The organism is Amycolatopsis sp. TNS106, from assembly GCF_019330265.1.
GTDB classification, from domain to species: domain Bacteria; phylum Actinomycetota; class Actinomycetes; order Mycobacteriales; family Pseudonocardiaceae; genus Amycolatopsis; species Amycolatopsis lurida.
The window spans coordinates 8,155,825-8,178,102 of sequence record NZ_CP024972.1; the positions used below are offsets into that span (position 1 = coordinate 8,155,825).

25 protein-coding genes and 2 pseudogenes are annotated in these 22,278 nt (G+C 69.3%); 13 read left to right on the plus strand and 14 right to left on the minus strand.

Annotated features, from left to right (window positions below):
• Positions 1–33: 33 nt before the first annotated feature.
• Positions 34–504: a GNAT family N-acetyltransferase gene (locus CVV72_RS37860; RefSeq protein WP_219149186.1), complete on the plus strand. Its 471-nt coding sequence runs from the start codon at positions 34–36 to the stop codon at positions 502–504.
• A gap of 363 nt (positions 505–867) precedes the next feature.
• On the opposite strand, the gene CVV72_RS37865 is transcribed toward CVV72_RS37860, so the two are convergent.
• Positions 868–2,124, minus strand: coding sequence for an HNH endonuclease signature motif containing protein (locus tag CVV72_RS37865; protein ID WP_219149189.1), 1,257 nt, complete (start codon positions 2,122–2,124; stop codon positions 868–870).
• 425 nt (positions 2,125–2,549) lie between these two features.
• Here CVV72_RS37865 and CVV72_RS37870 point away from each other — a divergent pair, with 425 nt between their 5' ends.
• Together CVV72_RS37870 and CVV72_RS37875 are read left to right on the plus strand one after the other, a co-directional pair.
• Positions 2,550–3,401 carry a nitroreductase/quinone reductase family protein gene (locus CVV72_RS37870; protein ID WP_219149191.1) on the plus strand — a complete coding sequence of 284 codons (852 nt, stop codon included), beginning with the start codon at positions 2,550–2,552 and terminating at the stop codon, positions 3,399–3,401.
• A gap of 460 nt (positions 3,402–3,861) precedes the next feature.
• A complete protein-coding gene (locus CVV72_RS37875) occupies positions 3,862–4,848 on the plus strand; it encodes an acyl-CoA desaturase (protein ID WP_219149193.1) in 987 nt (328 codons plus the stop codon).
• A 5-nt stretch (positions 4,849–4,853) separates the two neighbouring features.
• On the opposite strand, the gene CVV72_RS37880 is transcribed toward CVV72_RS37875, so the two are convergent.
• Genes CVV72_RS37880 through CVV72_RS37895 form a run of 4 tightly spaced genes read right to left on the minus strand, consistent with a single transcriptional unit; the run spans position 4,854 to position 7,870 of the window.
• Entirely contained in the window at positions 4,854–5,648 is a 795-nt protein-coding gene (locus CVV72_RS37880; protein ID WP_219149195.1) for an alpha/beta hydrolase, read from the minus strand.
• A 2-nt stretch (positions 5,649–5,650) separates the two neighbouring features.
• On the minus strand, positions 5,651–6,598 hold the full coding sequence (locus CVV72_RS37885; RefSeq protein WP_219149197.1) for a sigma-70 family RNA polymerase sigma factor: 948 nt from the start codon (positions 6,596–6,598) through the stop codon (positions 5,651–5,653).
• A gap of 5 nt (positions 6,599–6,603) precedes the next feature.
• Entirely contained in the window at positions 6,604–7,260 is a 657-nt protein-coding gene (locus CVV72_RS37890; RefSeq protein WP_219149199.1) for an enoyl-CoA hydratase-related protein, read from the minus strand.
• A 1-nt stretch (position 7,261) separates the two neighbouring features.
• On the minus strand, positions 7,262–7,870 hold the full coding sequence (locus CVV72_RS37895; RefSeq protein ID WP_219149201.1) for a TetR/AcrR family transcriptional regulator: 609 nt from the start codon (positions 7,868–7,870) through the stop codon (positions 7,262–7,264).
• A 22-nt stretch (positions 7,871–7,892) separates the two neighbouring features.
• Here CVV72_RS37895 and CVV72_RS37900 point away from each other — a divergent pair, with 22 nt between their 5' ends.
• A complete protein-coding gene (locus tag CVV72_RS37900) occupies positions 7,893–8,201 on the plus strand; it encodes a DoxX family protein (RefSeq protein ID WP_255632390.1) in 309 nt (102 codons plus the stop codon).
• Positions 8,202–8,203: 2 nt separating this feature from the next.
• Here the strand turns inward: CVV72_RS37900 and CVV72_RS37905 are convergent, their stop codons facing one another.
• Genes CVV72_RS37905 through CVV72_RS37915 form a run of 3 tightly spaced genes read right to left on the minus strand, consistent with a single transcriptional unit; the run spans position 8,204 to position 9,668 of the window.
• Positions 8,204–8,545 carry a VOC family protein gene (locus CVV72_RS37905; protein WP_219149204.1) on the minus strand — a complete coding sequence of 114 codons (342 nt, stop codon included), beginning with the start codon at positions 8,543–8,545 and terminating at the stop codon, positions 8,204–8,206.
• A gap of 36 nt (positions 8,546–8,581) precedes the next feature.
• Complete coding sequence (lexA, locus tag CVV72_RS37910) at positions 8,582–9,238, minus strand: transcriptional repressor LexA (protein ID WP_219149206.1); 657 nt, start codon at positions 9,236–9,238, stop codon at positions 8,582–8,584.
• A gap of 10 nt (positions 9,239–9,248) precedes the next feature.
• Positions 9,249–9,668 carry a nuclear transport factor 2 family protein gene (locus tag CVV72_RS37915; protein WP_255632391.1) on the minus strand — a complete coding sequence of 140 codons (420 nt, stop codon included), beginning with the start codon at positions 9,666–9,668 and terminating at the stop codon, positions 9,249–9,251.
• A 128-nt stretch (positions 9,669–9,796) separates the two neighbouring features.
• Between CVV72_RS37915 and CVV72_RS37920 the strand changes: the two genes are divergently transcribed.
• Entirely contained in the window at positions 9,797–10,231 is a 435-nt protein-coding gene (locus tag CVV72_RS37920) for a hypothetical protein (RefSeq protein ID WP_219149208.1), read from the plus strand.
• A 1-nt stretch (position 10,232) separates the two neighbouring features.
• On the opposite strand, the gene CVV72_RS37925 is transcribed toward CVV72_RS37920, so the two are convergent.
• Positions 10,233–10,682 (minus strand): MarR family winged helix-turn-helix transcriptional regulator, encoded by a 450-nt coding sequence (locus tag CVV72_RS37925; RefSeq protein WP_219149210.1) that lies wholly within the window; start codon positions 10,680–10,682, stop codon positions 10,233–10,235.
• A 53-nt stretch (positions 10,683–10,735) separates the two neighbouring features.
• Here CVV72_RS37925 and CVV72_RS41815 point away from each other — a divergent pair, with 53 nt between their 5' ends.
• Positions 10,736–11,107, plus strand: a complete 372-nt coding sequence (locus CVV72_RS41815) for a VOC family protein (RefSeq protein ID WP_255632392.1) — start codon at positions 10,736–10,738, stop codon at positions 11,105–11,107.
• A gap of 72 nt (positions 11,108–11,179) precedes the next feature.
• On the opposite strand, the pseudogene CVV72_RS37930 reads toward CVV72_RS41815, so the two are convergent.
• Positions 11,180–11,950, minus strand: a pseudogene (locus tag CVV72_RS37930) (helix-turn-helix domain-containing protein); the annotation flags it as partial.
• Positions 11,951–12,052: 102 nt separating this feature from the next.
• Here CVV72_RS37930 and CVV72_RS37935 point away from each other — a divergent pair.
• From CVV72_RS37935 to CVV72_RS37945, 3 genes and pseudogenes are all read left to right on the plus strand, one after another.
• Entirely contained in the window at positions 12,053–12,958 is a 906-nt protein-coding gene (locus tag CVV72_RS37935) for an MBL fold metallo-hydrolase (RefSeq protein ID WP_219149214.1), read from the plus strand.
• Between the two features lie 9 nt (positions 12,959–12,967).
• On the plus strand, positions 12,968–14,233 hold the full coding sequence (locus CVV72_RS37940; RefSeq protein ID WP_219149216.1) for a carboxylesterase family protein: 1,266 nt from the start codon (positions 12,968–12,970) through the stop codon (positions 14,231–14,233).
• 36 nt (positions 14,234–14,269) lie between these two features.
• Positions 14,270–14,560: pseudogene (locus tag CVV72_RS37945) on the plus strand (FAD-dependent oxidoreductase); the annotation flags it as partial.
• A 1-nt stretch (position 14,561) separates the two neighbouring features.
• Here CVV72_RS37945 and CVV72_RS37950 read toward each other — a convergent pair.
• Positions 14,562–15,086, minus strand: coding sequence for a TetR/AcrR family transcriptional regulator (locus CVV72_RS37950; protein ID WP_219149218.1), 525 nt, complete (start codon positions 15,084–15,086; stop codon positions 14,562–14,564).
• A gap of 89 nt (positions 15,087–15,175) precedes the next feature.
• On the opposite strand from CVV72_RS37950, the gene CVV72_RS37955 reads away from it, so the two are divergent.
• From CVV72_RS37955 to CVV72_RS37970, 4 genes are all read left to right on the plus strand, one after another.
• Positions 15,176–16,525, plus strand: a complete 1,350-nt coding sequence (locus CVV72_RS37955; protein ID WP_219149220.1) for a carotenoid oxygenase family protein — start codon at positions 15,176–15,178, stop codon at positions 16,523–16,525.
• Between the two features lie 27 nt (positions 16,526–16,552).
• On the plus strand, positions 16,553–17,497 hold the full coding sequence (locus CVV72_RS37960) for an RNA polymerase sigma-70 factor (RefSeq protein ID WP_219149222.1): 945 nt from the start codon (positions 16,553–16,555) through the stop codon (positions 17,495–17,497).
• Between the two features lie 82 nt (positions 17,498–17,579).
• Positions 17,580–18,746, plus strand: coding sequence for an NAD(P)/FAD-dependent oxidoreductase (locus CVV72_RS37965; RefSeq protein WP_219149224.1), 1,167 nt, complete (start codon positions 17,580–17,582; stop codon positions 18,744–18,746).
• A gap of 30 nt (positions 18,747–18,776) precedes the next feature.
• Positions 18,777–19,631, plus strand: a complete 855-nt coding sequence (locus tag CVV72_RS37970; protein ID WP_219149226.1) for an NAD(P)H-binding protein — start codon at positions 18,777–18,779, stop codon at positions 19,629–19,631.
• Here CVV72_RS37970 and CVV72_RS37975 read toward each other — a convergent pair.
• From CVV72_RS37975 to CVV72_RS37985, 3 genes are read right to left on the minus strand one after another with little or no spacing between them, the layout of a single operon-like run.
• On the minus strand, positions 19,607–20,137 hold the full coding sequence (locus CVV72_RS37975) for a hypothetical protein (RefSeq protein ID WP_219149228.1): 531 nt from the start codon (positions 20,135–20,137) through the stop codon (positions 19,607–19,609). The genes CVV72_RS37970 and CVV72_RS37975 overlap by 25 nt on opposite strands.
• 19 nt (positions 20,138–20,156) lie before the next feature.
• Complete coding sequence (locus tag CVV72_RS37980; RefSeq protein WP_219149229.1) at positions 20,157–21,284, minus strand: NlpC/P60 family protein; 1,128 nt, start codon at positions 21,282–21,284, stop codon at positions 20,157–20,159.
• Positions 21,284–22,243 (minus strand): nucleoside hydrolase, encoded by a 960-nt coding sequence (locus CVV72_RS37985; protein ID WP_219149231.1) that lies wholly within the window; start codon positions 22,241–22,243, stop codon positions 21,284–21,286. The genes CVV72_RS37980 and CVV72_RS37985 overlap by 1 nt, the downstream gene beginning before the upstream one ends.
• Positions 22,244–22,278 lie beyond the last annotated feature (35 nt).

Below are 22,278 nucleotides of genomic sequence, written 5' to 3' on the forward strand. Positions count from 1 at the left end.
GAAATGAGTTGATCACCGGTTTACGGTGCGAGTATGACGAGTACGCTTCGGCTGGCCGAGGTCACCGCCGCCAACTTCGACGCCGCAATCGGATTGAAAGTCCAACCGGAGCAAAGCCATTTGGTCGCGCCGGTGGTGAAGTCCCTCGCCGAGGCCTACGTGCACCCCGGCGTCGCGTGGCCTCGCCTCATCTTCGACGATGACCGGCTGGTCGGGTTCCTCATGGCCTTCCTGGACATCGACTTCGCCGGTGACGGCACGGGCACGGACATCCGCTCGGGCCTCTGGCGGCTCAACATCGCGGCAGGCGAACAGGGCCGGGGCTACGGCCGTTTCGCGGTCGACGCCGTGGCCGCCGAGATCCGCCGCCGGGGCGGCGACCGCCTCACCGCTTGCTGGCACCCCGGCGACGACGGACCCGAGCGCTTCTATCTCAAGCTCGGGTTCCGGTTGACGGGGGAGATGAGCGGGGATCAGGTTGTGGGGGAGCTGACGTTGGACTAGCGGCTCTCTGCTGGTGTCCAGGGTTTGGATCGGGCAGGGACTGCTCCCCGTATCGGACGTGGGGCAGGGGCCCTTCACGCCGGGTTCTGATGGGGCGTGCGGGTGGCTTTCGCAACGTGGCGGAGATCGGGGCGTTCGGCTTGGGCGGTGGGCTATCGAGGCGTGAGTCGATGACGGGGGGCGTACGCTATCTGTCCATATTGGACTATCAGAGGTGGGCAAGATGCCCGATTGATCCCCTGAGGCTTCCTGGGGTCACGACCCCCTGTGACGTGCCGTCATCGGGTACTTTGGCCCGCCAACGTGTCTCTTGTGGACAGTTGGGCCTTATCGCGCAGGGGCAAAGGGTCCAATCGGGTCGGCCTATGTTCTGAGGTGCATGGTGTTGCGTCTCGGTGTGCCGGTGGGGTCGAGGTAGGCGGGTGGGGTGAATTCGGGGAGTCCGTCTTGGGCTATTTGGACTTTCCATTCGCTGTGGTGGATCAACCGGTGGTGTTTGGTGCAGAGCAGGACGAGGTTGTCGATCTTTGTTTCGCCGTGGTGTCGCCAGAAAACGATGTGGTGGGCGGTGCAGCGGGGTACGGGCATGTCGCAGCCGGGGAATGCGCAGCCGCCGTCGCGGAGGGTGAGTGCGTATTTTTGGGCGAGGGACACGGTGCGTTTGGAGCGGCCGATGTCGAGGGGTTCACCGGCGGTGCCGAGAACACCGGGGCGCACCCGGGCATCACACGCGAGGATCCTCGCGTCGGTGGCGCTGATCGGGCCTACCAAATCCAGGTGTGCTTCGCCGATGTCGCGGATGAGGTCGTCGTAGGACATGGTGACAAGGATGTGGGTGGCTTCGCCTGCTTGGCCGGGGAGGTTGCGGCTGGTGGTTTTCAGGCGGACGTAGTCGGTGAAGGCGTCTCCGTAGCGTTCGTCTTGGGTGCGGGAGTCGCGGATGCCGTCGATGGCTTTGTGGGGTTTGGCCAGGGGGTCGAGGTCGGATTTGAGGCGGGCGTAGGTTTCGAGGTCGAGTCTGGCTTTGAGGCCGAGGGTGCCGTCGCGGTGGGTGACGAACCGTAGTTCGGGTCGGGTGTCTTTGGGGTCGTCGTTGCGGGGTTCTTTGCCGTCGGGGTCGAGTTTGTCCAGCAGGCGGCGTCCGGCGCGGGCGATCTGCCGGGGCCCCGCGCGGCGGGCGAGGTCGACGAGGATTTTCTCTCCGGTGCGCACCTCCTCCTCGGGGACCGTGGATGGGATCCGGGCGAGAGTCTTGATGATGGCGTCGATCTGCGATCCGCCGATCGCGCCCTCCGCGGCGGCTTCAGCCGTCAATGGTGCCAGGGGTGGCTCGGGGTCTCCGCCGATGGCTGGGCCGGGATGCAAAGCCAGGACCCGGTCTGCGCGTGCACTGGCTTCCTTGTCGGTCACGAGGAAGTCCTCGAAGATCAGTGCCGCCAAGGTCGAATGACCGCTGCACCCACGAATCCCGCGGGAATTGATTTCCGCGAGGATCGCGTTCTGTTCCGCATCCGCCCGGCGCTTCACAATCTCGAGTTCTTGTTTACGGGCATGCAGCGTCGCGGTATCGACGCGCCACCACTCGGTGGACGTCTCCTGGGGTGCATCGTCGCTGGCCACGACTTCAAGTTACTCCGTATCGAACACGTGCGCTAGCCCAAACGGCCCAACGGAGAAAATTGCCCAAAATAGCAGCTGCGAAGGGAGTCTTAAAGCAGCGAAGCGTCTTTAAGAGCGCGAAGGGGTAAGGCTGCGAAGTGTCTTTCGGTAAACCAAAAGCAATCGCAGGAGACAAGGTGGGTGCGCATCGGCCCGGTCTCGTGCTAGCGTCGTCTCCGAGCCCCGTATGGGCCTACGCATGGAGGTAGCGGCTACTCGGCCACTGGAGATCGGCACACACCGTCTCTCATATTCGGTCATCCCCGCGTCGTGGGATGACGCCTCCATGCGATGCGCCCGAAAATCGGGTGCGTCCAGGCTCGTGTGCACTCTTCCGGTGACGGTTCCGCGCCCTCCTGTCGACACATCGACGGGAAAGGAACGCATTGACCGGCTTCAACGACCAGGTGATCGAGGAATTCAGGCGGAGCAAGGGAAAGCTCGGCGGCATGTTCGAGGGGTGGCAGCTGATCCTGCTCACCACCATCGGTGCCAGGAGTGGTGAGCGGCGGACGAATCCGCTGGGGTATCTCGAAATCGACGGCAAGACCGTCGTCGTCGCTTCGAACATGGGGGCGCCGGCGCATCCGGGCTGGTACCACAACATCCGTCGTGACCACCGGGTCACGATCGAGACGGGGACCGAAACCTACGCGGCTCTCGCGGCCGTTCCGCCCGCGGCGGAGCGTGCCGCGCTGTTCGCGAAGATCGTCGCCGTGGAGCCGGGTTTCGCCGAGTACCAGGCGAAAACGACGCGCGAGCTGCCGGTCGTGGTCCTGTACCGGATCGACGACCGGGTGCAAGGGTTGGGGGACTTCCTGGTGGAGGTCCACGACTGGCTACGGGAGGAGCTCAAGACGCTGCGCGCCGGGATGGACGACATCGTGGCCGGGCGCGCGGACACGCTTTTCATGGAGAAATCCCTGCGGGCACACTGCGTTTCGTTCTGCGAGGCGTTGACCAAGCATCATACCGGCGAGGACATGGGAGCGTTTCCCATGCTGGCGCAACGGTTCCCGGCACTCGCGCCGGTGTTGACCCAGCTCGGGGAGGACCATGTCGTCGTCGCGGACCTGCAGAAGCGGATCCGGGAGCTCGTCGAGGGGTACGTCCACGGTGAGAGTGACCCCGTCCGCTTGCGTGACGAGTTCGATGCGCTCGCAGGGACGCTCGATGCGCATTTCGCTCACGAAGAGCGAACGGTCGTGGCGGCGCTCAACGTGACCGCGCCGGGCTGATCGATGCGGACGCCCTGGGGTTCCGGCCCCAGGGCGTGTATCGTGGGGGATGGCGGCGCCTTCACAGCGCGACGCCGATCCGGCACGAGGCGGGTGGAATTCGCCCCCGGCCTCGCCGATGACCGCGAACCCGCGGTCCCTTCGAAAGGTTTCACAGTCAAAACTCACAGCACCGACAGTGCGCTGTTCAGTCATCCGCTCGACACCCAGGTCGAGCGGCACGATCCCGCGACCCCTCAAGGTGAGCGATACATGGATCTTTTTCGCGAACCCTCTTATCCCGCCCCGGAACCTTCGGCCGACGCCGTTCGTTGACCGGAGTAGACCAACGTTTTGGGTGTCGTGTTGTCCAAGCACGCTCGCGCAGAATTCGTCGCGGGCGTCGCCTTCCGTGCGTCGCGCCGTGACATCGGCTGACACAGCCGATACTAGTCCTGGCCATCGACAAAGAAGCGACGATATGACTTCAGTTCTAAACCACCCGGACAGCGCAGAGCGGCAGGCGCCACAGCCCCTGCTGTCCGGGGAGCAGACCAACACCGAAAACTTTCTCGTGAAGCTGTTCGCGGTGGTGCCGCTGCTGGCGCTTGCCGCCTCCGTCCCCTTCGCGTGGGGCTGGGGCCTCGGCTGGGTGGACCTCGGCCTGGCCGCTGGGTTCTACTTCCTCACCGGCCTCGGCGTGACCATCGGTTTCCACCGGTACTTCACCCACGGCGCCTTCAAGGCCAACCGCGGCCTGCGGATCGCGCTCGCGGTCGCCGGCAGCATGGCCATGCAGGGCCCGGTCATCGGCTGGGTCGCCGACCATCGGCGCCACCACGCCTTCGCCGACCGCGAGGGAGACCCGCACTCCCCGTGGCGGTTCGGCACCAGCCCGGCCGCGCTGGCCCGTGGCTTCTGGCACGCCCACATGGGCTGGCTGTTCGATCGCGAGAAGACCAACGCGCAGCGGTTCGCCCCCGACCTGCTCGCCGACCGCGACATCGCCCGGATCGATCGCCTGTTCCCGCTGCTCACCGTCGTCACGCTGCTCGCGCCCGCCGTCCTCGGCGGAGTGATCACGATGTCGTGGTGGGGCGCGGTCACCGCGTTCTTCTGGGCCAGCCTGGTCCGCGTGGCGCTGCTGCACCACGTCACCTGGTCGGTGAACTCGCTGTGTCACATGATCGGTGACCGCCCGTTCGCCGCCCGCGACAAATCCGCGAACTTCTGGCCGCTCGCCATCGCCTCGATGGGTGAGTCCTGGCACAACTCCCACCACGCCGACCCCACCGGCGCCCGGCACGGCGTCCGGCGTGGCCAGCTCGACATCTCGGCGCGGCTGATCTGGCTGTTCGAGAAGGCGGGCTGGGCGACGGAGGTCCGTTGGCCCAAGGCCGAACGTCTCGGCCGCAAGCTCAACCCCGGCCACGCCCTGTCACTGGGCCGGAGCGCAAGCCGGGGCTGAGCCCGTCAAGGAACCGAGCCCGCGATGGCGCCGATCAGCTCCGGTCCGTCGGACAACGCCGGATCGTTGTGATCGGCGCCGGGCACCTCGATCGTCTCGGCACCGGCCGCCCGCGCCACGGCGCGGCTCTGCTCGGCCGGGACGATCGAGTCCGCGGCGCCGTACACGACGGTCACCGGTGCCTTCACCCGCGCGACGTCGTCCCTCGTCGGGAACTCGTCCCGCAGGAGCCAGCGGATGGGCAGGAACGGGTAATGCCGTTGCCCGACCGACGCGAGGTCGACGAACGGCGAGCGCAACACGAGCGCGGACGGCGAGCGCTCGACGGCCAGTTCGGTGACGACCGAGGAGCCGAGGCTCTCGCCGAAGTAGATCAGCGGCACTCCGGCCTCGCGGACCAGGAAGTCGTGTGCGGCGCGGACGTCCAGCGCGAGTCCTTCCTCGGACGGCTCGCCGGGATTGCCTCCGTACCCGCGATAGTCCAGGAGCAGCACCGAGAGCCCGCGCGCGGTCAGCGCGCGGGCCATCGGCACGCGGTAGGACCGGTTCCCGGCGTTGCCCGGCGCGACCAGCACGGCCGCCTTCGCGCCGGCGACCGGGAAGTACCAGCTCGCCAGGCTCAGCCCGTCCGAGGTGGTGAGCGTGACGTCCCTGCCGCCGGGCAGGACGTCGGCGGCGTCCGCGAGCGGACCCGCCTCGGGGAGGTAGATCAGCTTGCGTTGGAAGGCGAACGCGCCACCGAAGACCACGCCGACGATGGTGACGGCCACCGCCAGCGCGATCAACACCCTCTTGCGCATGCTCAGGCCTTTTCCGGGGGAAGGCCGAACCGCGCGAACAGATCCGCGTCGAGAAACGAGGTGATGTCGCGGATCCGGTCTTCGCGCAGGGAAAGCACGTTGATGGACCAGGCGCGATGGACGGCGTCGCCCGATTCGCCGAGGTAACAGGCGACGGCGGGCTGCCCGTTGGCCGTGAGGACCTCGGTGCGCCAGCTCGGGCACCGGCCGAGCGGGACCGCGACGGCGAAATCGGTGACGGCCTCGATGCCGCTGTACCAGCGCGTGAGCGGGGGCATGGACCAAGTGACGTCCTTGGTCAGCAACGCCACGAGCGCGTCGGCGTCGCCACGCTCCAGCGCGGAGGCGAAGTGCGCGGCGATCTCGCGTGTCCGGGTGTCTTCGAGCTTCCCCAGCGCCTCGGGTGCCGTGACCTTCTCGGCCACGATCGCCCGCGCCCGTTGCAGCGCGCTGTTCACCGCAGCCGCCGAAGTGTCCATTATGGACGCGATTTCGGCGGCGGAGAAGCCGAGGACGTCGAAAAGCACCAGCGCGGCCCGCTGGTTGCCCGGCAGGTGCTGCAGCGCGGCGACGAAGGCCAGCTCGATGGCCTCGCGCCGTTCGTACCGGGCGTCCGGCGCGTCGGGGTAGGGGCCGAGCCACGCCACCTCGGACGCCGGGGCGTCTTCGAACACGATTCGCTCACTCGACGGGCCCAGATCCATCGGCAACGCCCGCCTGCCCCGAGCGGTCGCGTTGTCCAGGCAGGTGCGGGTGACGATGGTGTAGAGCCAAGTGCGCATCGAGCCGCGGCCCTCGAACCGGTCCATCCCCCGCCATGCCCGCAGGAGCGCGTCCTGCAGGGCGTCGTCGGCGTCGTGGGCCGAGCCGAGCAGGCGGTAGCAGTGGGCGTGGAGCTCGCGGCGCAGCGGCTCGACCAGGCGATCGAACGCCGCCTCGTCGGTGCGCACGACTTCTACTTGGCGCGCAGCGCGGTGACGGCGGGGGAGAACATCGTCGTCTTGATCGCGGACAGCGTGCCGCGATCCTTGCCTGCCAGCGGGCGGACGAGGTCGGTCGCGTACTCCAGCAGCGCGGGCTTCTCGGCCACGGCGTCGACGAGTCCCAGGTCCCGCGCGTCCGTCCCGCCGAACCGGCGGCCCGTGGTCATCGACGCGATCGCGGCGGCGGGGGTGAGTTTGCCCTGGATCAGCGCCGCCATCCCCGGCGTGAACGGGATGTTGATATCCGCTTCGGGGAAGCAGAAGTACCCGCGGTCGGCGCGCATCACCCGGAAGTCGTGCGCCATCGCCAGCATGGCTCCGGCGCCGAACGCGTGCCCGTTGATCGCGGCGACCGTGTGCACGCCGAGGGTGAGCACGCGGGCCAGCAGTTCGTGGACGTCGGCGACGTACTGCGCGGCCTGGGCGGGGTTGCTGGTGAGCCATTCGAGGTCGAGGCCGTTCGAGTAGAACTTCCCGGAGCCGACGGTGACCAGCACGGCCGGATCCGGATAGGCGACGACGGTGTCCAGCTGGGAATGGACGGTTTCCAGCCAGGAAGGCGAGAAGCGGTTCTCGTCGTCTCCGAGGTCCAGCAGGAACACCGGGGCGTCTTGGCGCAGAGTGGGCATGTCAGTCCTTTCGTGGGGGTGGGAGCAGGAGTATGGCGCGGACCGCGGCGGCGAGCCGGGTGCGGGAGGCTTCGGAGATCGGTTCGCCCGCGATGAACGCGCGGCGGAACAGGGCGGTCGGCAAGTCGACCACGCAGGTCGTCAGCACCTCGACGGCCTGTGCGTCCCGCCGGTCCCAGAGCCGGCCGGCGAGCCGGACCAGGAACGCGATCAGGCGTTTGTCGAGGGCGAGGAGGTCGGCGGCGAGGGCTTCGGGCACCTGCGGACCGAGTACGTCCTCCTTCTTGACGGTGATGAGCAGGCGGGCCGCCTCCGGTCTCCGGTCGGCGAACGCGGCCGGTGTGCCCGCCGCGGCCGTGACCGCCTCGACCGGGTCTTCCGCCTGATCCGCCAGCTCGGTCTGGAGGTCGAGGAACTCGCCCGCCGCGCGGAGCCAGACTCGGGCCAGCAAGGCGCCCAGTGAGCCGAAGGCGTGATAGATCGTGCCGTTGGACACGCCCGCCGCGGCCGCGAGGGACCGGACCGTGACGCCGTGGGCGCCCGTCTCGACGACGAGGCGCTCGGCCGCGTCGAGCAGCCTGTCCAGGTCGTGCACGCGGGGGCGGGGCATGCGGTCGACGGTAACAGAGCGCTTGCTCCAAAACAATAAGAGAGCGGTCGCTCTAAAACGTGCCCAGTGGGTCGTACAGCCGCTGGCCGATTACGGCGTTCCCCGCGACTGGTGGACGCCGCTCGGCGTCGCCAAGGCGGCGGGCGCGCTCGGCCTGATCGCCGGCCTGTGGGTGCCCGTGCTCGGTGTCGCGGCCGGGATCGGCCTGGTGCTCTACTTCACCGGCGCCGTGATCACCGTGCTCCGCGCGCACTGGCCGTCGCACGTCGCGTTCCCGCTGATGTATCTGGCGCCCGTCGCCGCCTCCCTGGTGCTGGGCTTCACCGCTTGAAGTCAGGAATCCGGCGACCACACCGCGAGTTCGGCGCCGCCGGGCTCGCGGAAGTGGAACCGGCGCCCGCCGGGGAACGAGAACGGCTCGACCGTGACGACCGCGCCCGCGGCCTCGACGGAACCCCTCGCCCGTTCGAGGTCGTCGGTGCGGATCGTCACCAGGGGTGGGGCCATTCGCTGCGCGGCGTCCTCATGGAAGCCGAACGAGACGACACCGCCGCTCTGGACGTCGGAATACGCCGGGCCGTAGGACGTCGCCGTCCACCCGAAGGCCTTCTCGAAGAATCGCGTCGAGTCCGCCATCGAACCGGTCGCGAACTCGACGAAGTCGATTTCGTACATGGGCGGAAGCTACTCCGGGGCACCGACAGAAAAGGTTCAGACGCTGCGCAGGACCGACACCACGACGCCGAGCACGCTCGCGCGGTCTCCGTCGATGACGTCGTAGGCGGGGTTGCGCGGTTCGAGGTACACGTGGCCGTCGCGGCGGCGGTACACCTTGACCGTGGCCTCCTCGTCGATCATCGCGGCGACGATCTGGCCGGAATGCGCCTCCTGCTGCTGCTTGACCACGACGATGTCGCCGTCGCAGATCGCCGCGTCGATCATCGAGTCACCGCGCACCCGCAGCCCGAAGACGTTGCCGCGCCCGGTGAGTTCACGCGGCAGGGTCATCACGTCGTCGACGTGCTCGACGGCCGAGATCGGCGTTCCCGCGGCGATGTCACCGACGACGGGGACCGACACGGAGTCCTCTGTGGACGCCTTCGACGCGGTGCCGTGCAGGAAGGCGCGGACGTCGATGGGGCGGGAGATCGAGCTGCTCCGGCGGAGGAAGCCCTTCTCCTCCAAGGCCGCGAGGTGCTTCGACACCGAGGACGTCGAACGCAGCCCGACCGCTTCGCCGATCTCGCGCGTGCTCGGCGAGTATCCGTACTCCATCACCCATTCGCGGATGGTCAGCAGGATCTTCTGTTGCCGCTCCGGCAGGGAAGCGGCTTCCTCGAACAGCTCGGGATCTTGGTAGGCGGTCATCGTCGGAATGTTAGTTCGTACAGGCCGCCGCGATCGCCGCGGTGTCCCAGTAGAACGGCCGCACCTCGGTGATGCGCCCGTCCTCGACGGTGATCGTCTGCAGGATCGGGAAATCCAGCTCGCGGCCGGTGGCCCTGGCGCGGGCGTGCACGTGGGTCAGGACGACCAGCGGGCTGGTCTCGCTCAGGAAGCTCTGCTCCACCATGTCGAAGACGTCCCAGGCGTCGCTCATCGCGGCGAAGAACCGCTCCATGCCCTCGTGGCCGCGCCAGATTCCGCCGTAGGGCAGGGAATCCGCCTGGCGTAGCACTACGGCGGGGGAGAAGAACGGGGCGAGCGGCACGAAGGTGGCACCGCCCGCGGCGAGGTACTCGGCTTCCGCCGCGTACATGCCCTTGAGCACGGACAGGGCGTCTGTTGTCGTTGTCACGACGACCACTGTGGTGCACCGCTTCGCCGATCACCGGCGGTTATCCGTCGTGGAGATCGGCCGGATGGCGACCAGGGCGAGCCGAAAGTCCGATCCCGCGGCCGGTTCCGCGAGGTTGACTCGATCGTATGAACACGAAGATCACCGCGGCGGTTGTCGCCGCCGCGACGGCCACGGTCGTCCTGTCCGGATGCGGTCTCAAGGAAGGGCTGACCGAAAAGGCGAACGGGCACGTCAAGACGGTCGGCTACGCGACCGGCGCGGAGGGCAAGCGGAACGAGGACGCCCGCGTGCCGGAATGGGTGCCGGACGGGGCGACGTCGGTCACGGAGGTCATCCGGACCACGGGTTCGGAGCGGCTCCTGAAATTCACCGGCGGGACGCTGCCCGCCCTCTGCGTGCCGGGGGTGGCCGCGACACAGCCCGCCACGCTCGCCGCCCCGTGGTGGCCGCAGGGGCAGGAGAGTCGGACCGACAAGGTCTGCGGTGAATGGCACGTGCTGGTCCAGGGCGCCGACGTGTACGCGTTCAAGCCGGAGACGTTGGTGAGCAAGAGGTCCTGAGTCACTCCTCGGCGGCGAGCGCGTCGGCGCAGGCGGCGAGGTCGTGCAGCAGCCGGTCCCGCTGGTCCTCCGAAAACGGCGTGAGCATCCGGTCCTGGACCGCGCGCACGACGCCGCTGGCGGCGCGAAGCCGTTCGCGTCCGGCGGGGGTGAGCGTGCTGGGCAGGGCCCGCCCCTGAGGCGCTGTCGTCGGGCGGGTGATGAGCCCGCGGTCCTGCAGGCCACGCAGGACCAGGTTCATCGACTGCCGGGTGACGAACACGGCCCTGGCCAGTTCCGCGTTGGACAGCCCCGGCCGCTGCGAGAGCACTTCGAGACAGGAGTACTGCGGCACGGTCAGGTCGAGGGGGCGCAACGCGGTGTCCATCGCCGTGCGGAGCGCCGTCGCCGCTCGTTTCAGCATGTACCCCACCGCTTGGTCCAGCGGCCCGACCTGCTCGCCTTGACTCATGTCAGCATCATGACATACGTTCGCTATGTCAACAAACTGACATGGAGGACGACATGACCGTGATCGGACCCGATTTCTTCTCACTGCAGGTGCGCGACCTCGACCGTGCCGCCGCGTTCTACGAAACCCACCTCGGGCTGAGCAGGCTGCCCGTCGCACCGCCGCACGCGGTGGTGTTCGGCACGAAGACGATCCCGTTCGCGGTGCGGGAACCCGTGCCGGGCACGGATCTCGACGCCATCTCCCCGCGGCCGGGATCAGGGGTGGCGTTGTGGCTGCACGCCGACGACGCGCAGGGGCTGCACGACCGGCTTTCCGGCGCCGGCGTCACCATCCTCACGGAGCCGTTCGACGGGCCGTTCGGCCGCACGTTCGCCTTCGCGGACCCGGACGGGTACGCGATCACCGTGCACGACAAGGCCTGAGCCCGCCTGCCGCAGCAGCGCGAGGGCCTGCGCGTCGGAGGAGCCGGCGGGGGTCGTGCACACGATCAGCAGCTGATCCGGTGAACGGGCGATCGACAGGGTCTGCTGGGTCACCGTGACCGAACCGACGACCGGATGCCGCAGTTCGTAGCTTTCGGCGTCACAGGGCCGCACGCGATGGTCGCTCCAGAGCGCGACGAACTCGGGGCTCTTCATCGTCAGCTCGCCGATCAGTTCAGCGAGCAGCGGGTCTTCGGGATACTTGCCGACGGCGATCCGCAGGTTGCCGACCACCGCGCGGATCTTCCGCTTCCAGTCGGCGTACAGATCCCGGCAGTGCGGGTCCAGGAACAGCAGCCGGCTCATGTTCGGCCGTCGCGCCGGGTCGTCCGGCGCGTGGAAGTCCAGATGCCCGCCCAGCAGGGCGTGGCCGAGGGCGTTCCACGCCAGGACGTCCGAGCGGCGGCCGAGCACCAGGGCCGGAGCGTCGACGGTGCCCAGGAGATCCCGTGTCTCGTCGTGGAGCTTCTCGGGCCGTGGACGGCGTGCCCGCGGGACGCGGCGGGCGGCGGTGGCGAGCCGTTCGAGGTGTTCGCGTTCGTGGCCGTCGAGCCGGAGCGCGCGGGCGATGGCGTCGAGCACCTCGGCCGAGGCGCCGCGCGACATGCCCTGCTCCAGCCGCGCGTAGTAGGAGACGCTGACGCCCGCGAGCTGGGCCAGTTCCTCCCGCCGCAGCCCGGCCACCCGGCGGCGCGCTCCGAAGTCACGCAAACCGACGTCTTCCGGGCGCAGCCGGGCTCGTCGCGCCCGCAGAAAGTCGCCGAGCGGGCCAGATCCGTCCATGAACCCGAGTATCCGTGGCGAGGCCACTGCCTGCCACACCCTCCCAGTGGGAGGAAAAGCGGGGCGTGGCCCGGGCGCTCACCGGCCTCCAGGCTCGGTGGCATGGACGAGATCACCATCGGAGACGTCACCGTCACCCGGGTCAAGGAGTTCTACGGCTCGCTCGGCATGACGCCGGCCGAGTTCATGCCGGAAAGCCCCGGCGGCGCGTGGGACGAACACCGCGACTGGCTGGCGCCCGACTTCTGGAACCCCGAGACGAACGAGTGCCGCACGGCGCTGCAGTCCTGGCTGATCCGCAGCGAAGGACGCACGATCCTCGTCGACACCGGGGTCGGCAACCACAAGGACCGGCCCTACGCGGCGGTGTGGAACCGCCTCGACACCGCCTACCTCGACAACCTCGCGGCCGCCGGGGTGCGGCCCGAGGACGTCGACGTCGTGGTCAACACCCATCTGCACATCGACCACGTCGGCTGGAACACGCGGCTCGACGGCCGCACCTGGGTGCCGACCTTCCCGAACGCCGAGTATCTGATGCCGCGGCCCGACTTCGACTTCTGGAATCCGGCCGAAGCACACGATTCCGTACTGGGGCGCGGAAATCAGAACGTCTTCGAGGACAGTGTCGCGCCGGTGCACGAGGCGGGGCTGACCCGCCTGTGGGACGGCACGCACCGCATCGACCGGAATCTGCGGCTGGACCTCGCGCCCGGCCACACCCCGGGCTCGTCCGTGCTCACCCTGGAATCGGGTGGGGAGCGGGCGTTGTTCGTGGGCGACCTCGTGCACACCGCGCTGCAGATCGTGGAGCCGGACACCAATTCGCCCTATTGCGAAGACCCGGCCGGATCCCGCGCCACCCGGCACAAACTGCTCGGCCAGGCCGCCGACGACAACGCTCTCGTCTTCCCCGCGCATTTCGGCGCCCAGGGCGCTCTGCGGGTCGAGCGCAGGGGATCGAAGTTCGCGATCGCGCGGTGGGCCGGGTTCTCCGCCCTCTCCTGAGGAGTTTTCGTGTACGTACAAGCAGAAACCCCGTCCGGCGTCGTGCGTGGCCGCCGCGACTCCTTCGGTGAGCACTACCAGGCCGTCCCGTACGCGGCGGCGCCGATCGGGCCTGGCCGCTTCCTTCCGCCGTCGCCGCATCCGGGCTGGGCCGGCGTCCGCGACGGCACGCGGCCCGGGCCGACGGCTCCCCAGCCGGTGCGCGACTTCGGCGGGCTCGACATGACCCCGTATTTCGGCCCCGGCTGGGTGCGCGGCGACGAGTACCTCACCGTCGACGTCCGGACGCCCGCGGCGGACGGCGGACGCCGCCCGGTCATGGTGTTCGTGCACGGCGGCGGCTTTGTCACCGGTTCGGCCCGCGCCGCGCTGTACGACGGACGAGCGTTCTCACGCGACGGCGTCGTCCTGGTGAAGGTGAACTATCGCCTCGGCGTCCCCGGATTCCTCGGCCTGGAGGGCGCTCCGCCCAACCGGGGGCTGCTCGACGTGCTCGCCGCGCTCGGCTGGGTGCGGGACACGGTCGCGGTGTTCGGGGGCGATCCGGGCAATGTCACCGTCTTCGGGCAATCCGCGGGGGCGACGCTCATCGGCGCGCTGCTCGCGACGCCGGAGGCCAAGGGAAGGTTCCGCCGGGCGATCGTCCAGAGCGGCAGCGGAACCGGCGCCTTCACCCCGGAGCAGGCCGCCCGTGTCACGGCGGCGGCCGCTTCGGTGCTGGGAACCGAGCCCACCGCGCGAGCGTTCGGCGAGCTCCCGGACGAGCGGTTCGTGGAGATCTTGCCCGCGCTGGCCGGTCTCGATCTGCGGACCGAAACCGCCGACGATCCGCTGGCCGGGCTGAGCCCGTTCAGCCTCGTGTCGCCGGTCCAGCCCGCCGACGGTTCTCTCGACGGCGACGTCGCGCTGCTCATCGGCACCAACACCGAGGAAGGAAACCTTTACGGCCGAACAGATCTCGGGCACACACTGTTCGGCGCCGGTACCGAGCGGCTGGCAACGGCGCACGCGCGGATCTCGGACGGTCACACCCATCGGTACTCGTTCGGCCATCGCTCGACGGCGTTGAACGGACGGCTCGGCGCCGCCCACACCGTCGAGTTGCCGTTCGTCTTCGACGTCGCGGACGAGCCATGGCTGCACGGGGAGGCGGGCCTGCTCGGACCCGATCCCGTCCCGGAAGGTCTCGCGGCCGGGATGCACGGCGCCTGGGTGGCCTTCGCGAGGACCGGTGACCCAGGCTGGTCCGCGGGTATCGTCGAATTCTTCGGCTGACAGCGCCTGCCAGTTCGGTGCCAGCGTCGTGTGCGCGGGCTGCGCTGGGAACGCGTTCCCGGCGTGACCTTGCTGGGCGACGCCGCGCATCTCGCGCCGGCGAACGGGGAAGGCGCCAACCTGGCGATGCTCGACGGCGCCGAACTCGCCAAAGCCCTCGCCGCGCGTCCCGACGACGTCGAGACCGCACTCGCCGACTACGAGCAGGCCATGTTCGTCCGCTGTGAAACGCCCATGGAGGAGGACTTCCTGCTCGAAAGCATCTTCGGGGACGACATCCCCGAGCGGCTGTTGAACCTGTTCGGGATCGAGGAACGGAAGGCCTGAGTCAGGCCTTGCCGCCGGCGAGGGCCTCCAGGCCGCGGACGATCTTTTCCGCGCCGGGGGCCCGATCCGGGGCCACGAGGTGCTGCATCATCACGCCGACGATGAGGGCGAGCTGGACGGCTCCCGCCGCGTCGGCATCGGTGGGAGACAGCCGTTCGCCGAGGACCTTCCGGGCTTCGTCCTGGGCATCGGCGAGCCGTTCGCGGAGGTCCGGGAAGCGGATGGCCTGCGTCGCGCTCTCCAGGACCGCGGTCCACAGGTCGCGCTGCTCCGCGAAGGAGTCGACGAGGTTCTGCCAGGTGGCGAGGGGTGAAGCGCCCTCCGGTTTCCGCAGCCGCTCCACCGCTTCGGTGGACAGCTCGATCATGGCCTCGTTCATGAGGGCCTCTTTGGAGCCGAAGTGGTACCCGATGGAGCCGAGGTTCGCGCCGGAAGCGGCGGTGATGTCCCGCGCCGTGGTGTGCGCGTAGCCGCGTTCGACCAGGCAGCGCTTGGCTCCGTCGAGGAGGTCCTCTCGTTGTCCCATGCCGCGATCCTAGCGGTGCGCTGTGACAAGCGTCTTATACAAATGTATTATACAAATGTTCAAGACGCCTCGCAGCAAAGGAAACGACGATGAACCGCTACGTCCTCGGCAACTTCGCCCCCGTCACCGAAGAGATCACCGCCTTCGACCTTCCTGTCAGCGGGAAGATCCCGGACGACCTCGACGGTCGCTACCTGCGCATCGGCCCGAACCCGCTGGGTCTGGAAGACGCGTCGGCGCATATCTGGACCCTCGGGGAGGGCATGGTCCACGGCGTGCGCCTGCGCGACGGCCACGCCGAGTGGTACCGCAACCGCTGGGTCCGTTCGGCCTCCGTGGCCGACCGGCTCGGGGAACCGCGACGCGGGCAGGTCGCCGACGAGCGCTTGGACTTCGCACCGAACGTCCAGGTCGCGGGCCACGGCGGCCGCCTGTACGCCCTCATCGAAGGAGGCCTGGCCCCGTACGAACTGACCGGCGAACTCGACACCGTCGGGCCGGCCGCCCTCGGTGCGACGGAACAGGGTTTCTCCGCCAACGCGCACAGCAAGTACGACCACGCGACCGGCGAGCTGCATTCGCTGGCCTTCCGGTACGGCGCGGATTTCGTGCAGCACATCGTGATCGGCCCCGACGGGCGCAACCGGAGCGTCACTGACATCAAGGCGCCGACGCTGCCGTACATGCACGACTTCGCGCTCACCGAGCACTACGTGGTGTTCTACGAGTCCCCGATGGTCTTCGAGCCCGAACGTCTGGCGACGGGCGTGCCGTTCCACTGGAACCGGGAACTGCCGTCACGGCTGGGGCTGCTGCCGAGAGCGGGCGGGACGGTGCGGTGGTTCGAGACCGCGCCCGCCATGGTCGGCCACACCCTGAACGCCTTCGAGGACAACGGAAACGTGGTGGTCGACGTGGTCGTGCACCCACGTCCGGTGGACTTCGGCGACGTCGGCGCCTCGAAGCCGGTGCTCGAACGCTGGATCGCGGACCTTCCGTCCGGCCGGGCCACGCGCGCGCTGCTGCACGACCGCCCGCAGGACTTCCCGCGCCTGAACGGCCGGTTCGGCGGAAAGCCTTACCGCTACGGCTATTCGGCGGCGGCCGAGCTGTACGCCACGCCGAGCGTCACCGAACCGGACCGGCCGGACGAGGGCTTCAGCAGCGCCCTCCTCAAACACGATCTCCTGACCGGGGTCACCGAGGCCCACGAGTTCGGTCGTGACGCGAACGCGGGGGAGACCGTGTTCGTCCCGTCGGCCCGCGCGGCCGCGGAGGACGACGGCTACAACCTGGTCTACGTCCACGACCGCGATCGGGGTGCGGCGGATCTGGTGATCCTCGCGGCGCAGGACTTCACCGGCGAGCCGCTGGCGCGGGTCCATCTGCCCGCCCGTGTCCCGCTGGGACTGCACGGCAGCTGGATTCCCGCCGCCTGACTCAGTCGCGACGGTTAATCTGGAGCGATGCCGGTGGGTGCGCGCGAAGTCCAGGTGTTCGAGGCGGCCCGTGGCCGGTTGGAAGCGATCGCGTATCGCTTGCTGGGGTCGGCGAGCGACGCGGAGGACGCGGTGCAGGACACGTTCCTGCGCTGGCAGTCCGCCGACCACGGGTCCGTCGAGACACCCGACGCCTGGCTGACGAAGGTGCTCACCAATCTCTGCCTCAACCGGCTCACCTCGGCGCGGGCCCGGCGGGAAACCTATGTGGGCCAATGGCTTCCCGAGCCGGTCTTCGCCGGGGACCGGATGCTCGGGCCGTCCGAGACCGCCGAGCAGCGCGAGTCGGTCTCCATCGCGATGCTCACGCTGATGGAGCGGCTCTCGGCCAAGGAGCGGGTCGTGTACGTGCTGCGCGAGGCGTTCGGGTACTCGCATGCCGAGATCGCCGAGGTGCTCGACGTCACCGAGTCGAACTGCCAGCAGATCTACCGGCGGGCCAAGGGACATCTGGCCGCCGACCGCCGCCGGGTGGAGGTCGACGAGGCCGCGGCCCGCAAGATCGTCGAGGAGTTCCTCGCCGCGGCGCTCAGCGGCCGGACCGACACGCTGGTGCGGTTGCTGGCCGACGACGCGGTCAGCATCGGCGACGGTGGCGGTGTGCTCTTCTCGCTGCCGCGGCCGGTCACCGGCGCGCTCCGGGTGGCGAGGTTCCTGCGCGGGCTCTTCAAGCCGAGCGCGGCGAAGTGGTCGTTGATCGGCGGCAAGCCCGTGCTGTTCCCCACCGTCGCCAACGGTGCGCCCGCGCTGGTGCTGATGGTGGAGGACCGGGTCGCCGGTGTCGTCTCCTTCGACGTGACCGCCGACGGCATCTCGGGGGTCCACGCCCAGGTGAACCCGGCCAAACTCGAGCGCGCGACGCGCCGGTGGGCCGAGTCCGCGCACGGGGAGCCGCTCGCCGTCGACTGGTGACCCGGATCACAGTCCGCCGCTGTCAGGTTTCGTGCCGCTGTCCGGTTCAGGAAGCGAACACCGACCGGACAGGAGCGAGACCATGAAGCACCGAATCGTCGTCCTCGGAGCGGGATACGCCGGAGCCAACGCCGCCGGGCGCCTCGCCAAGCGGCTGCACCCCGCCGACACCGAGATCACCCTCGTCAACGCCGATCCCGAATTCGTCGAGCGGGTCCGCATGCACCAGCTCGCGACCGGCCAGGACCTGAAGCCCCGCCTGCTGGCCGACGTCTTCGCGGGCACGGGCGTGCGGGTGCGGACGGCGCGGGTCACCGCCGTCGACGCCGAACGCAAGACCGTCGCCCTCTCCGACGGCGAGATCGCCTACGACACCCTCGTCTACGCGCTCGGCAGCGCGGCCGCCGACTGCGGCGTTCCCGGCGTCGCGGACCATGCTCACCACATCGACGGCAAGGGCTCCGCGCTGCGGCTGCGCGACCGTCTCGCCGGTCTGGCCGCGGGCGGGACCGTGCTCGTCGTCGGCGGTGGGCTCACCGGCATCGAAGGCGTCACTGAGATCGCGGAGGCCCGGCCGGATCTCGAAGTCTCCTTCGCGATCCGCGGCGGCCTCGGCGACTGGATGAGCGAGAAGGCCCAGCGTCACCTGCGCGGAACCTTCGACCGGCTCGGCATCACCGTGCACGAGGACACCGACATCACGCGCGTCGGGCCGGATGGCGCGACGACCGCGGCCGGCCGCGAAATTCCCGCCGAGGTGACCGTCTGGACGGCGGGTTTCGCCGTCCACCCCATCGCCGCCGCCACGACGCTGGAAGTGTCCGCGACGGGACAGATCGTCGTGGACGACACGATGAGGTCGGTCTCGCACGCGGACGTCTACGCCGTCGGCGACGCCGCGTTCGCGACGGGCTTGAACGGCATGCCGCTGCGGATGTCCTGCGCCTCGGGAGTTCCCACGGCCTACCGCGCGGCCGATGCCATCGTCGTCCGCCTGACCGGAGGCTCGCTGCCCGAGAACAAGATCGGTTACACCGGCCAGTGCGTCAGCCTCGGCCGCCGCGACGCCGTCGTGCAGTGGGTGACCCCGGACGACCGGGCCAAGGACTCCGCGCTCACCGGCAAGACGGCCGCACGCCTCAAGGAGATCATCTGCAAGGCCGCGGCCTGGAGCATCTCGCATCCGACGTTGATGCTTCCCGTGCGTCGCCGCCGGACCGTCCGGGCCGAAACGCCCGTCACCGTGTGACGACCCGCCCGCCGAACAAAGGAAACGATCATGATCCTGCTCACCGGAGCGAACGGCGTCGTGGGACGTCAGGTGATGAATGTCCTGTCGCGTCGAGGGACTGACGTCGCCGCGGTCACTCGCGGCGACGGGGCCGGACTCCCCGGCACCGCGAAAGTCGTTGCCGGGGACCTGTTTCGCCCTGGCTGGATCGAGACGGCGCTGGAAGGTGTCGAAGCGATCCAGATCAGCCCGCGCGCCACCGGCCCCGGCCTCGAAGAACTGCTGAAGCTCGCGGCCGGACGAGGTGTTCGGCGTGTGGTGCTCCTGTCGGCCACCACCGTGGAGTACCCGGCCGGGGAAGCGCGTTTCGCCGCACAGTTCCAGCACGCAGAAGACCTCGTCAAGCGCTCAGGTCTGGAGTGGACGGTGCTGCGCCTGGCGGATTTCGCCGCCAACGCGCTGGCTTGGGCACCGCAGATCAAGGCGGGTGACGTGGTGCGCGGCGCGTACGGCCGGGCCGCCACGTCTCCGATCCACGAAACCGACATCGCCGAGGTCGCCGCGCGCGCCCTGCTCGGCGGCGTCCCGGCGGAGGCGGTGTACACGCTGACCGGTCCGGGATCGGTGGACCAGCACGAAAAGGTGCGGCTCATCGGCGCGGCCGTCGGCAGGCCACTGTCCTTTCAGGAGCTTCCACCCGAGCAGGTACGGCAGGGGATGCTCGCGCAGGGACTCCCCGAGGAAGTCCCCGCCCGGCTGCTCGGCTCCCTGGCCGACTACAGCGAGCGCCCCGGCCCGACGACCACCACGGTGGAGGAACTCCTCGGGCGTCCGGCGCTCACGTTCGCCGACTGGGCTCGGGACAATGCTCCGGCTTTTCAGGCCCAGCCGATCTTTTCGTAGAACGGCGTGATCCACGCCCGGAACCGCTCCCCGTGAGCCTCCTGAGCGGCGGCCACGACGCCGTCCGGATCCCCGGCCGGCGTCAGGCCGCGCTCCCGGAGCCACTCGACGAACCGGTCGTGCGATCCGCTGTGGTCGTCGTCTTCCTCGCGGTAGAAGTACGCCGACTCGTGGCCGACCGTGATCTCGGCGTCGAAACCCAGCAACCGCAGGAAATTCGTGAAGTCGCGGGCGACGACGTGCTCGCCGCCCTCGTCGCCGAAGACCACGATCGGCGACCGGGCGAGCTCCGGCTCGTCGTCGGCTCGCCAGATCGCGTACGTCGAGCCGCTCCCGTTCGCCTGGGCGAAGGGAATCAGCCGCGAGAGGAACGCGGGGTCGTCCAGCTCCTGCGGGAAGCTGCTTTTGTCGTCGTAGTCGGACAGCTCGAAACCGTCGGCCAGGTAGTCGCGGGCCGAGTCGTAGAGGTCCTTCAGTTCGTTCAGGACCGGGATCGGTGAATACACGCGGTCACCCTATGCCGGTTCAGGCCGTCGGGCGGCCCGCTCCGGCGTAATCGTCGCCCTGCTTCCGGTAGGTGTGCACCTGCACCGCCTGCCCGGTCTGCGGGGCGTCGATCATCTGCTGGTTCCCGATGTACAGCCCGACGTGGTGGATCTTCGTGTTCGGCTCGCCGTAGAAGATCAAGTCGCCCAGCTGGGGATCGGTCACCTTGTTCACGCTGTGGTATTGCGTGTGGGCGGTGCGCATGAGCTTGACGCCGGCACTCGCGTACGCGGCCGTCGTCAGGCCGGAGCAGTCGAAACCGGGGTCGCCGCCACCGGTGCCGTTGCCACCCCAGACGTAGGGCAGCCCGATTTTGTCGATGGCGAAGTTGACCGCGCTCAAGGCCGCCGCGTTCGGCGGCTGCGGGCTCTGGCCGACCGTGCCGTAGACGTTCACCGTCGCGAGTGTGCGGTGCATCAGCAGCGGCGCGGGCTGCAGCGTGCTCACCGCGTTCCACCACGTCTGGCCCTGGCCGAGGTCGCGGCCGCCCGCGCACAGGGCCCGCCCGGCGGTGAGCGTGGCGTCGTCGATGCTCTGCGGGTTCGGCTTCCCGCCGGTGGCCGAGGCCTGGAACTGGTTCCACACCGACGGCGTCAGCTGCAGCGGGCCGCTGGCGTTCGCCGACGAGACGACCTTGTTGTAGAAGTCGCGGACCTCGACCGCGCCGAGCGGCTTGGTCAGCACGCCGTCGGCGTTCAGGCCGGAACCGGCGGCGCGCCCGTGATCGGAGGCGATCTTCCCGAGCGCGGCCAGCGTCACCCAGGAAAGACGGCACCCCGGCGTTTCCTTGCTCAGCGTGACGGTGGTCTTCGCGTATCCGGTCATCGCGCGCAGCGGGATGTCGAGCCAGCCGCTGGTCTTCGACACCCAGGCGTCGAACTCCTGCCCCATCTGCTGCGGGACCTTCGGCTGTTCCTTCGGCATTTCCGCCGGGGCGGACGACGTCGACGGCGGCGCGGGCTGAGCCGAGGACTGGACGGCGGCGGCCTCCGGCTTCGGCGCGTCCTTCGGCGCGAAGGTGATGGCGGCGACCAGGGCGGCGCCCGCGACGACGACGGCGGCGATGATCACCGGAAGTCTGCGGCGGCGCGAGGTTTCCTGTTCCATCACCGGCCCCCGGTGATCCGGCCGAGGACGAACTCGCGGAAGGCGTCGATGTCGGTGGTCAGCGCGACGTCGATGGTGCGGCCCGGCACGGCCTGCGGATCGGTGCTTCGCAGCCTTCGCCGGTCTACCAGTGTCGCGCCGCGCGCGGGGCCGAAGCCGCACTCGACGTCCACGGGATACGACTCGAGGTCGAGAATGCCCGGCTGGATCGCTTCGGCCACCGCGACCGCGTCGTGCATGACCATTCCCGGCATGCCGAGGATCGGGGTGTAGTGCTTCACGTACGTCGGGGTCAGCGCTTCGAGCGCCGCACCGAGCGGTCCGGACGCGGCGAGTTTGCCGAGCCAGTCCGTGTCGACCGAACACTGGTGCGTGATGTCCAGCGGGACCAGCACCGTCGGGATGTCCTCGTCGACCAGCACCCGGCGCGCGGCCTCGGGGTCGCTCCAGATGTTGAACTCGGCCGCCGTGGTGGAGTTCCCCTTGGTCACCCCGCCGCCCATGACGACGATCCGGCCGATCTTCTCGCGGATGTCCGGATGGGCCGCCAGCAGCAGCGCGATATTCGTCAGCGGGCCGATCGGGGCGATGGTCACCGGTTCGTCGGCGGCTTCCAGCAGATCCACCAGCAGCCGGACGGCGCCGCGTTCGTCGAGCGGACGCTTCGCCTCCGGCAGCGTCCCGGCGTGGCCGGAAAGGCCGTCCTGGCCGTGGACGTACCCGGCGGTCTTGGCGTTGTCGTACACCATCGGCCGCGCGGCGCCGGCGGCGACGGGGACGTCGTCGCGGCCGAAGAGTTCCAGCAGGCGGCGGGCGTTGGAGGTGGTGTGGCTCAGCGGGACGTTGCCGAACACCGTGGTCACGCCGAGGAGGTCGACGTCCTCGGACTGCGCGGCCAGCGCCAGCGCGAAGGCGTCGTCGACCCCCGGGTCGGTGTCGATGATCAGCTTGGTGCCCATGCGCGTGCTCCCCTTTGCGGTCGGCGGCCTGAACA

Coding starts and splice junctions, on each gene's coding strand:
- CVV72_RS37860 (WP_219149186.1), top strand. CDS start 34: ATGACGAGTACGCTTCGGCTGGCCGAGGTCACCGCCGCCAACTTCGAC.
- CVV72_RS37875 (WP_219149193.1), top strand. CDS start 3,862: ATGACTTCAGTTCTAAACCACCCGGACAGCGCAGAGCGGCAGGCGCCA.
- CVV72_RS37880 (WP_219149195.1), bottom strand. CDS start 5,648: ATGCGCAAGAGGGTGTTGATCGCGCTGGCGGTGGCCGTCACCATCGTC.
- CVV72_RS37890 (WP_219149199.1), bottom strand. CDS start 7,260: ATGCCCACTCTGCGCCAAGACGCCCCGGTGTTCCTGCTGGACCTCGGA.
- CVV72_RS37895 (WP_219149201.1), bottom strand. CDS start 7,870: ATGCCCCGCCCCCGCGTGCACGACCTGGACAGGCTGCTCGACGCGGCC.
- CVV72_RS37905 (WP_219149204.1), bottom strand. CDS start 8,545: ATGTACGAAATCGACTTCGTCGAGTTCGCGACCGGTTCGATGGCGGAC.
- lexA (WP_219149206.1), bottom strand. CDS start 9,238: ATGACCGCCTACCAAGATCCCGAGCTGTTCGAGGAAGCCGCTTCCCTG.
- CVV72_RS37920 (WP_219149208.1), top strand. CDS start 9,797: ATGAACACGAAGATCACCGCGGCGGTTGTCGCCGCCGCGACGGCCACG.
- CVV72_RS37925 (WP_219149210.1), bottom strand. CDS start 10,682: ATGAGTCAAGGCGAGCAGGTCGGGCCGCTGGACCAAGCGGTGGGGTAC.
- CVV72_RS41815 (WP_255632392.1), top strand. CDS start 10,736: ATGACCGTGATCGGACCCGATTTCTTCTCACTGCAGGTGCGCGACCTC.
- CVV72_RS37935 (WP_219149214.1), top strand. CDS start 12,053: ATGGACGAGATCACCATCGGAGACGTCACCGTCACCCGGGTCAAGGAG.
- CVV72_RS37950 (WP_219149218.1), bottom strand. CDS start 15,086: ATGGGACAACGAGAGGACCTCCTCGACGGAGCCAAGCGCTGCCTGGTC.
- CVV72_RS37955 (WP_219149220.1), top strand. CDS start 15,176: ATGAACCGCTACGTCCTCGGCAACTTCGCCCCCGTCACCGAAGAGATC.
- CVV72_RS37960 (WP_219149222.1), top strand. CDS start 16,553: ATGCCGGTGGGTGCGCGCGAAGTCCAGGTGTTCGAGGCGGCCCGTGGC.
- CVV72_RS37965 (WP_219149224.1), top strand. CDS start 17,580: ATGAAGCACCGAATCGTCGTCCTCGGAGCGGGATACGCCGGAGCCAAC.
- CVV72_RS37970 (WP_219149226.1), top strand. CDS start 18,777: ATGATCCTGCTCACCGGAGCGAACGGCGTCGTGGGACGTCAGGTGATG.
- CVV72_RS37980 (WP_219149229.1), bottom strand. CDS start 21,284: ATGGAACAGGAAACCTCGCGCCGCCGCAGACTTCCGGTGATCATCGCC.
- CVV72_RS37985 (WP_219149231.1), bottom strand. CDS start 22,243: ATGGGCACCAAGCTGATCATCGACACCGACCCGGGGGTCGACGACGCC.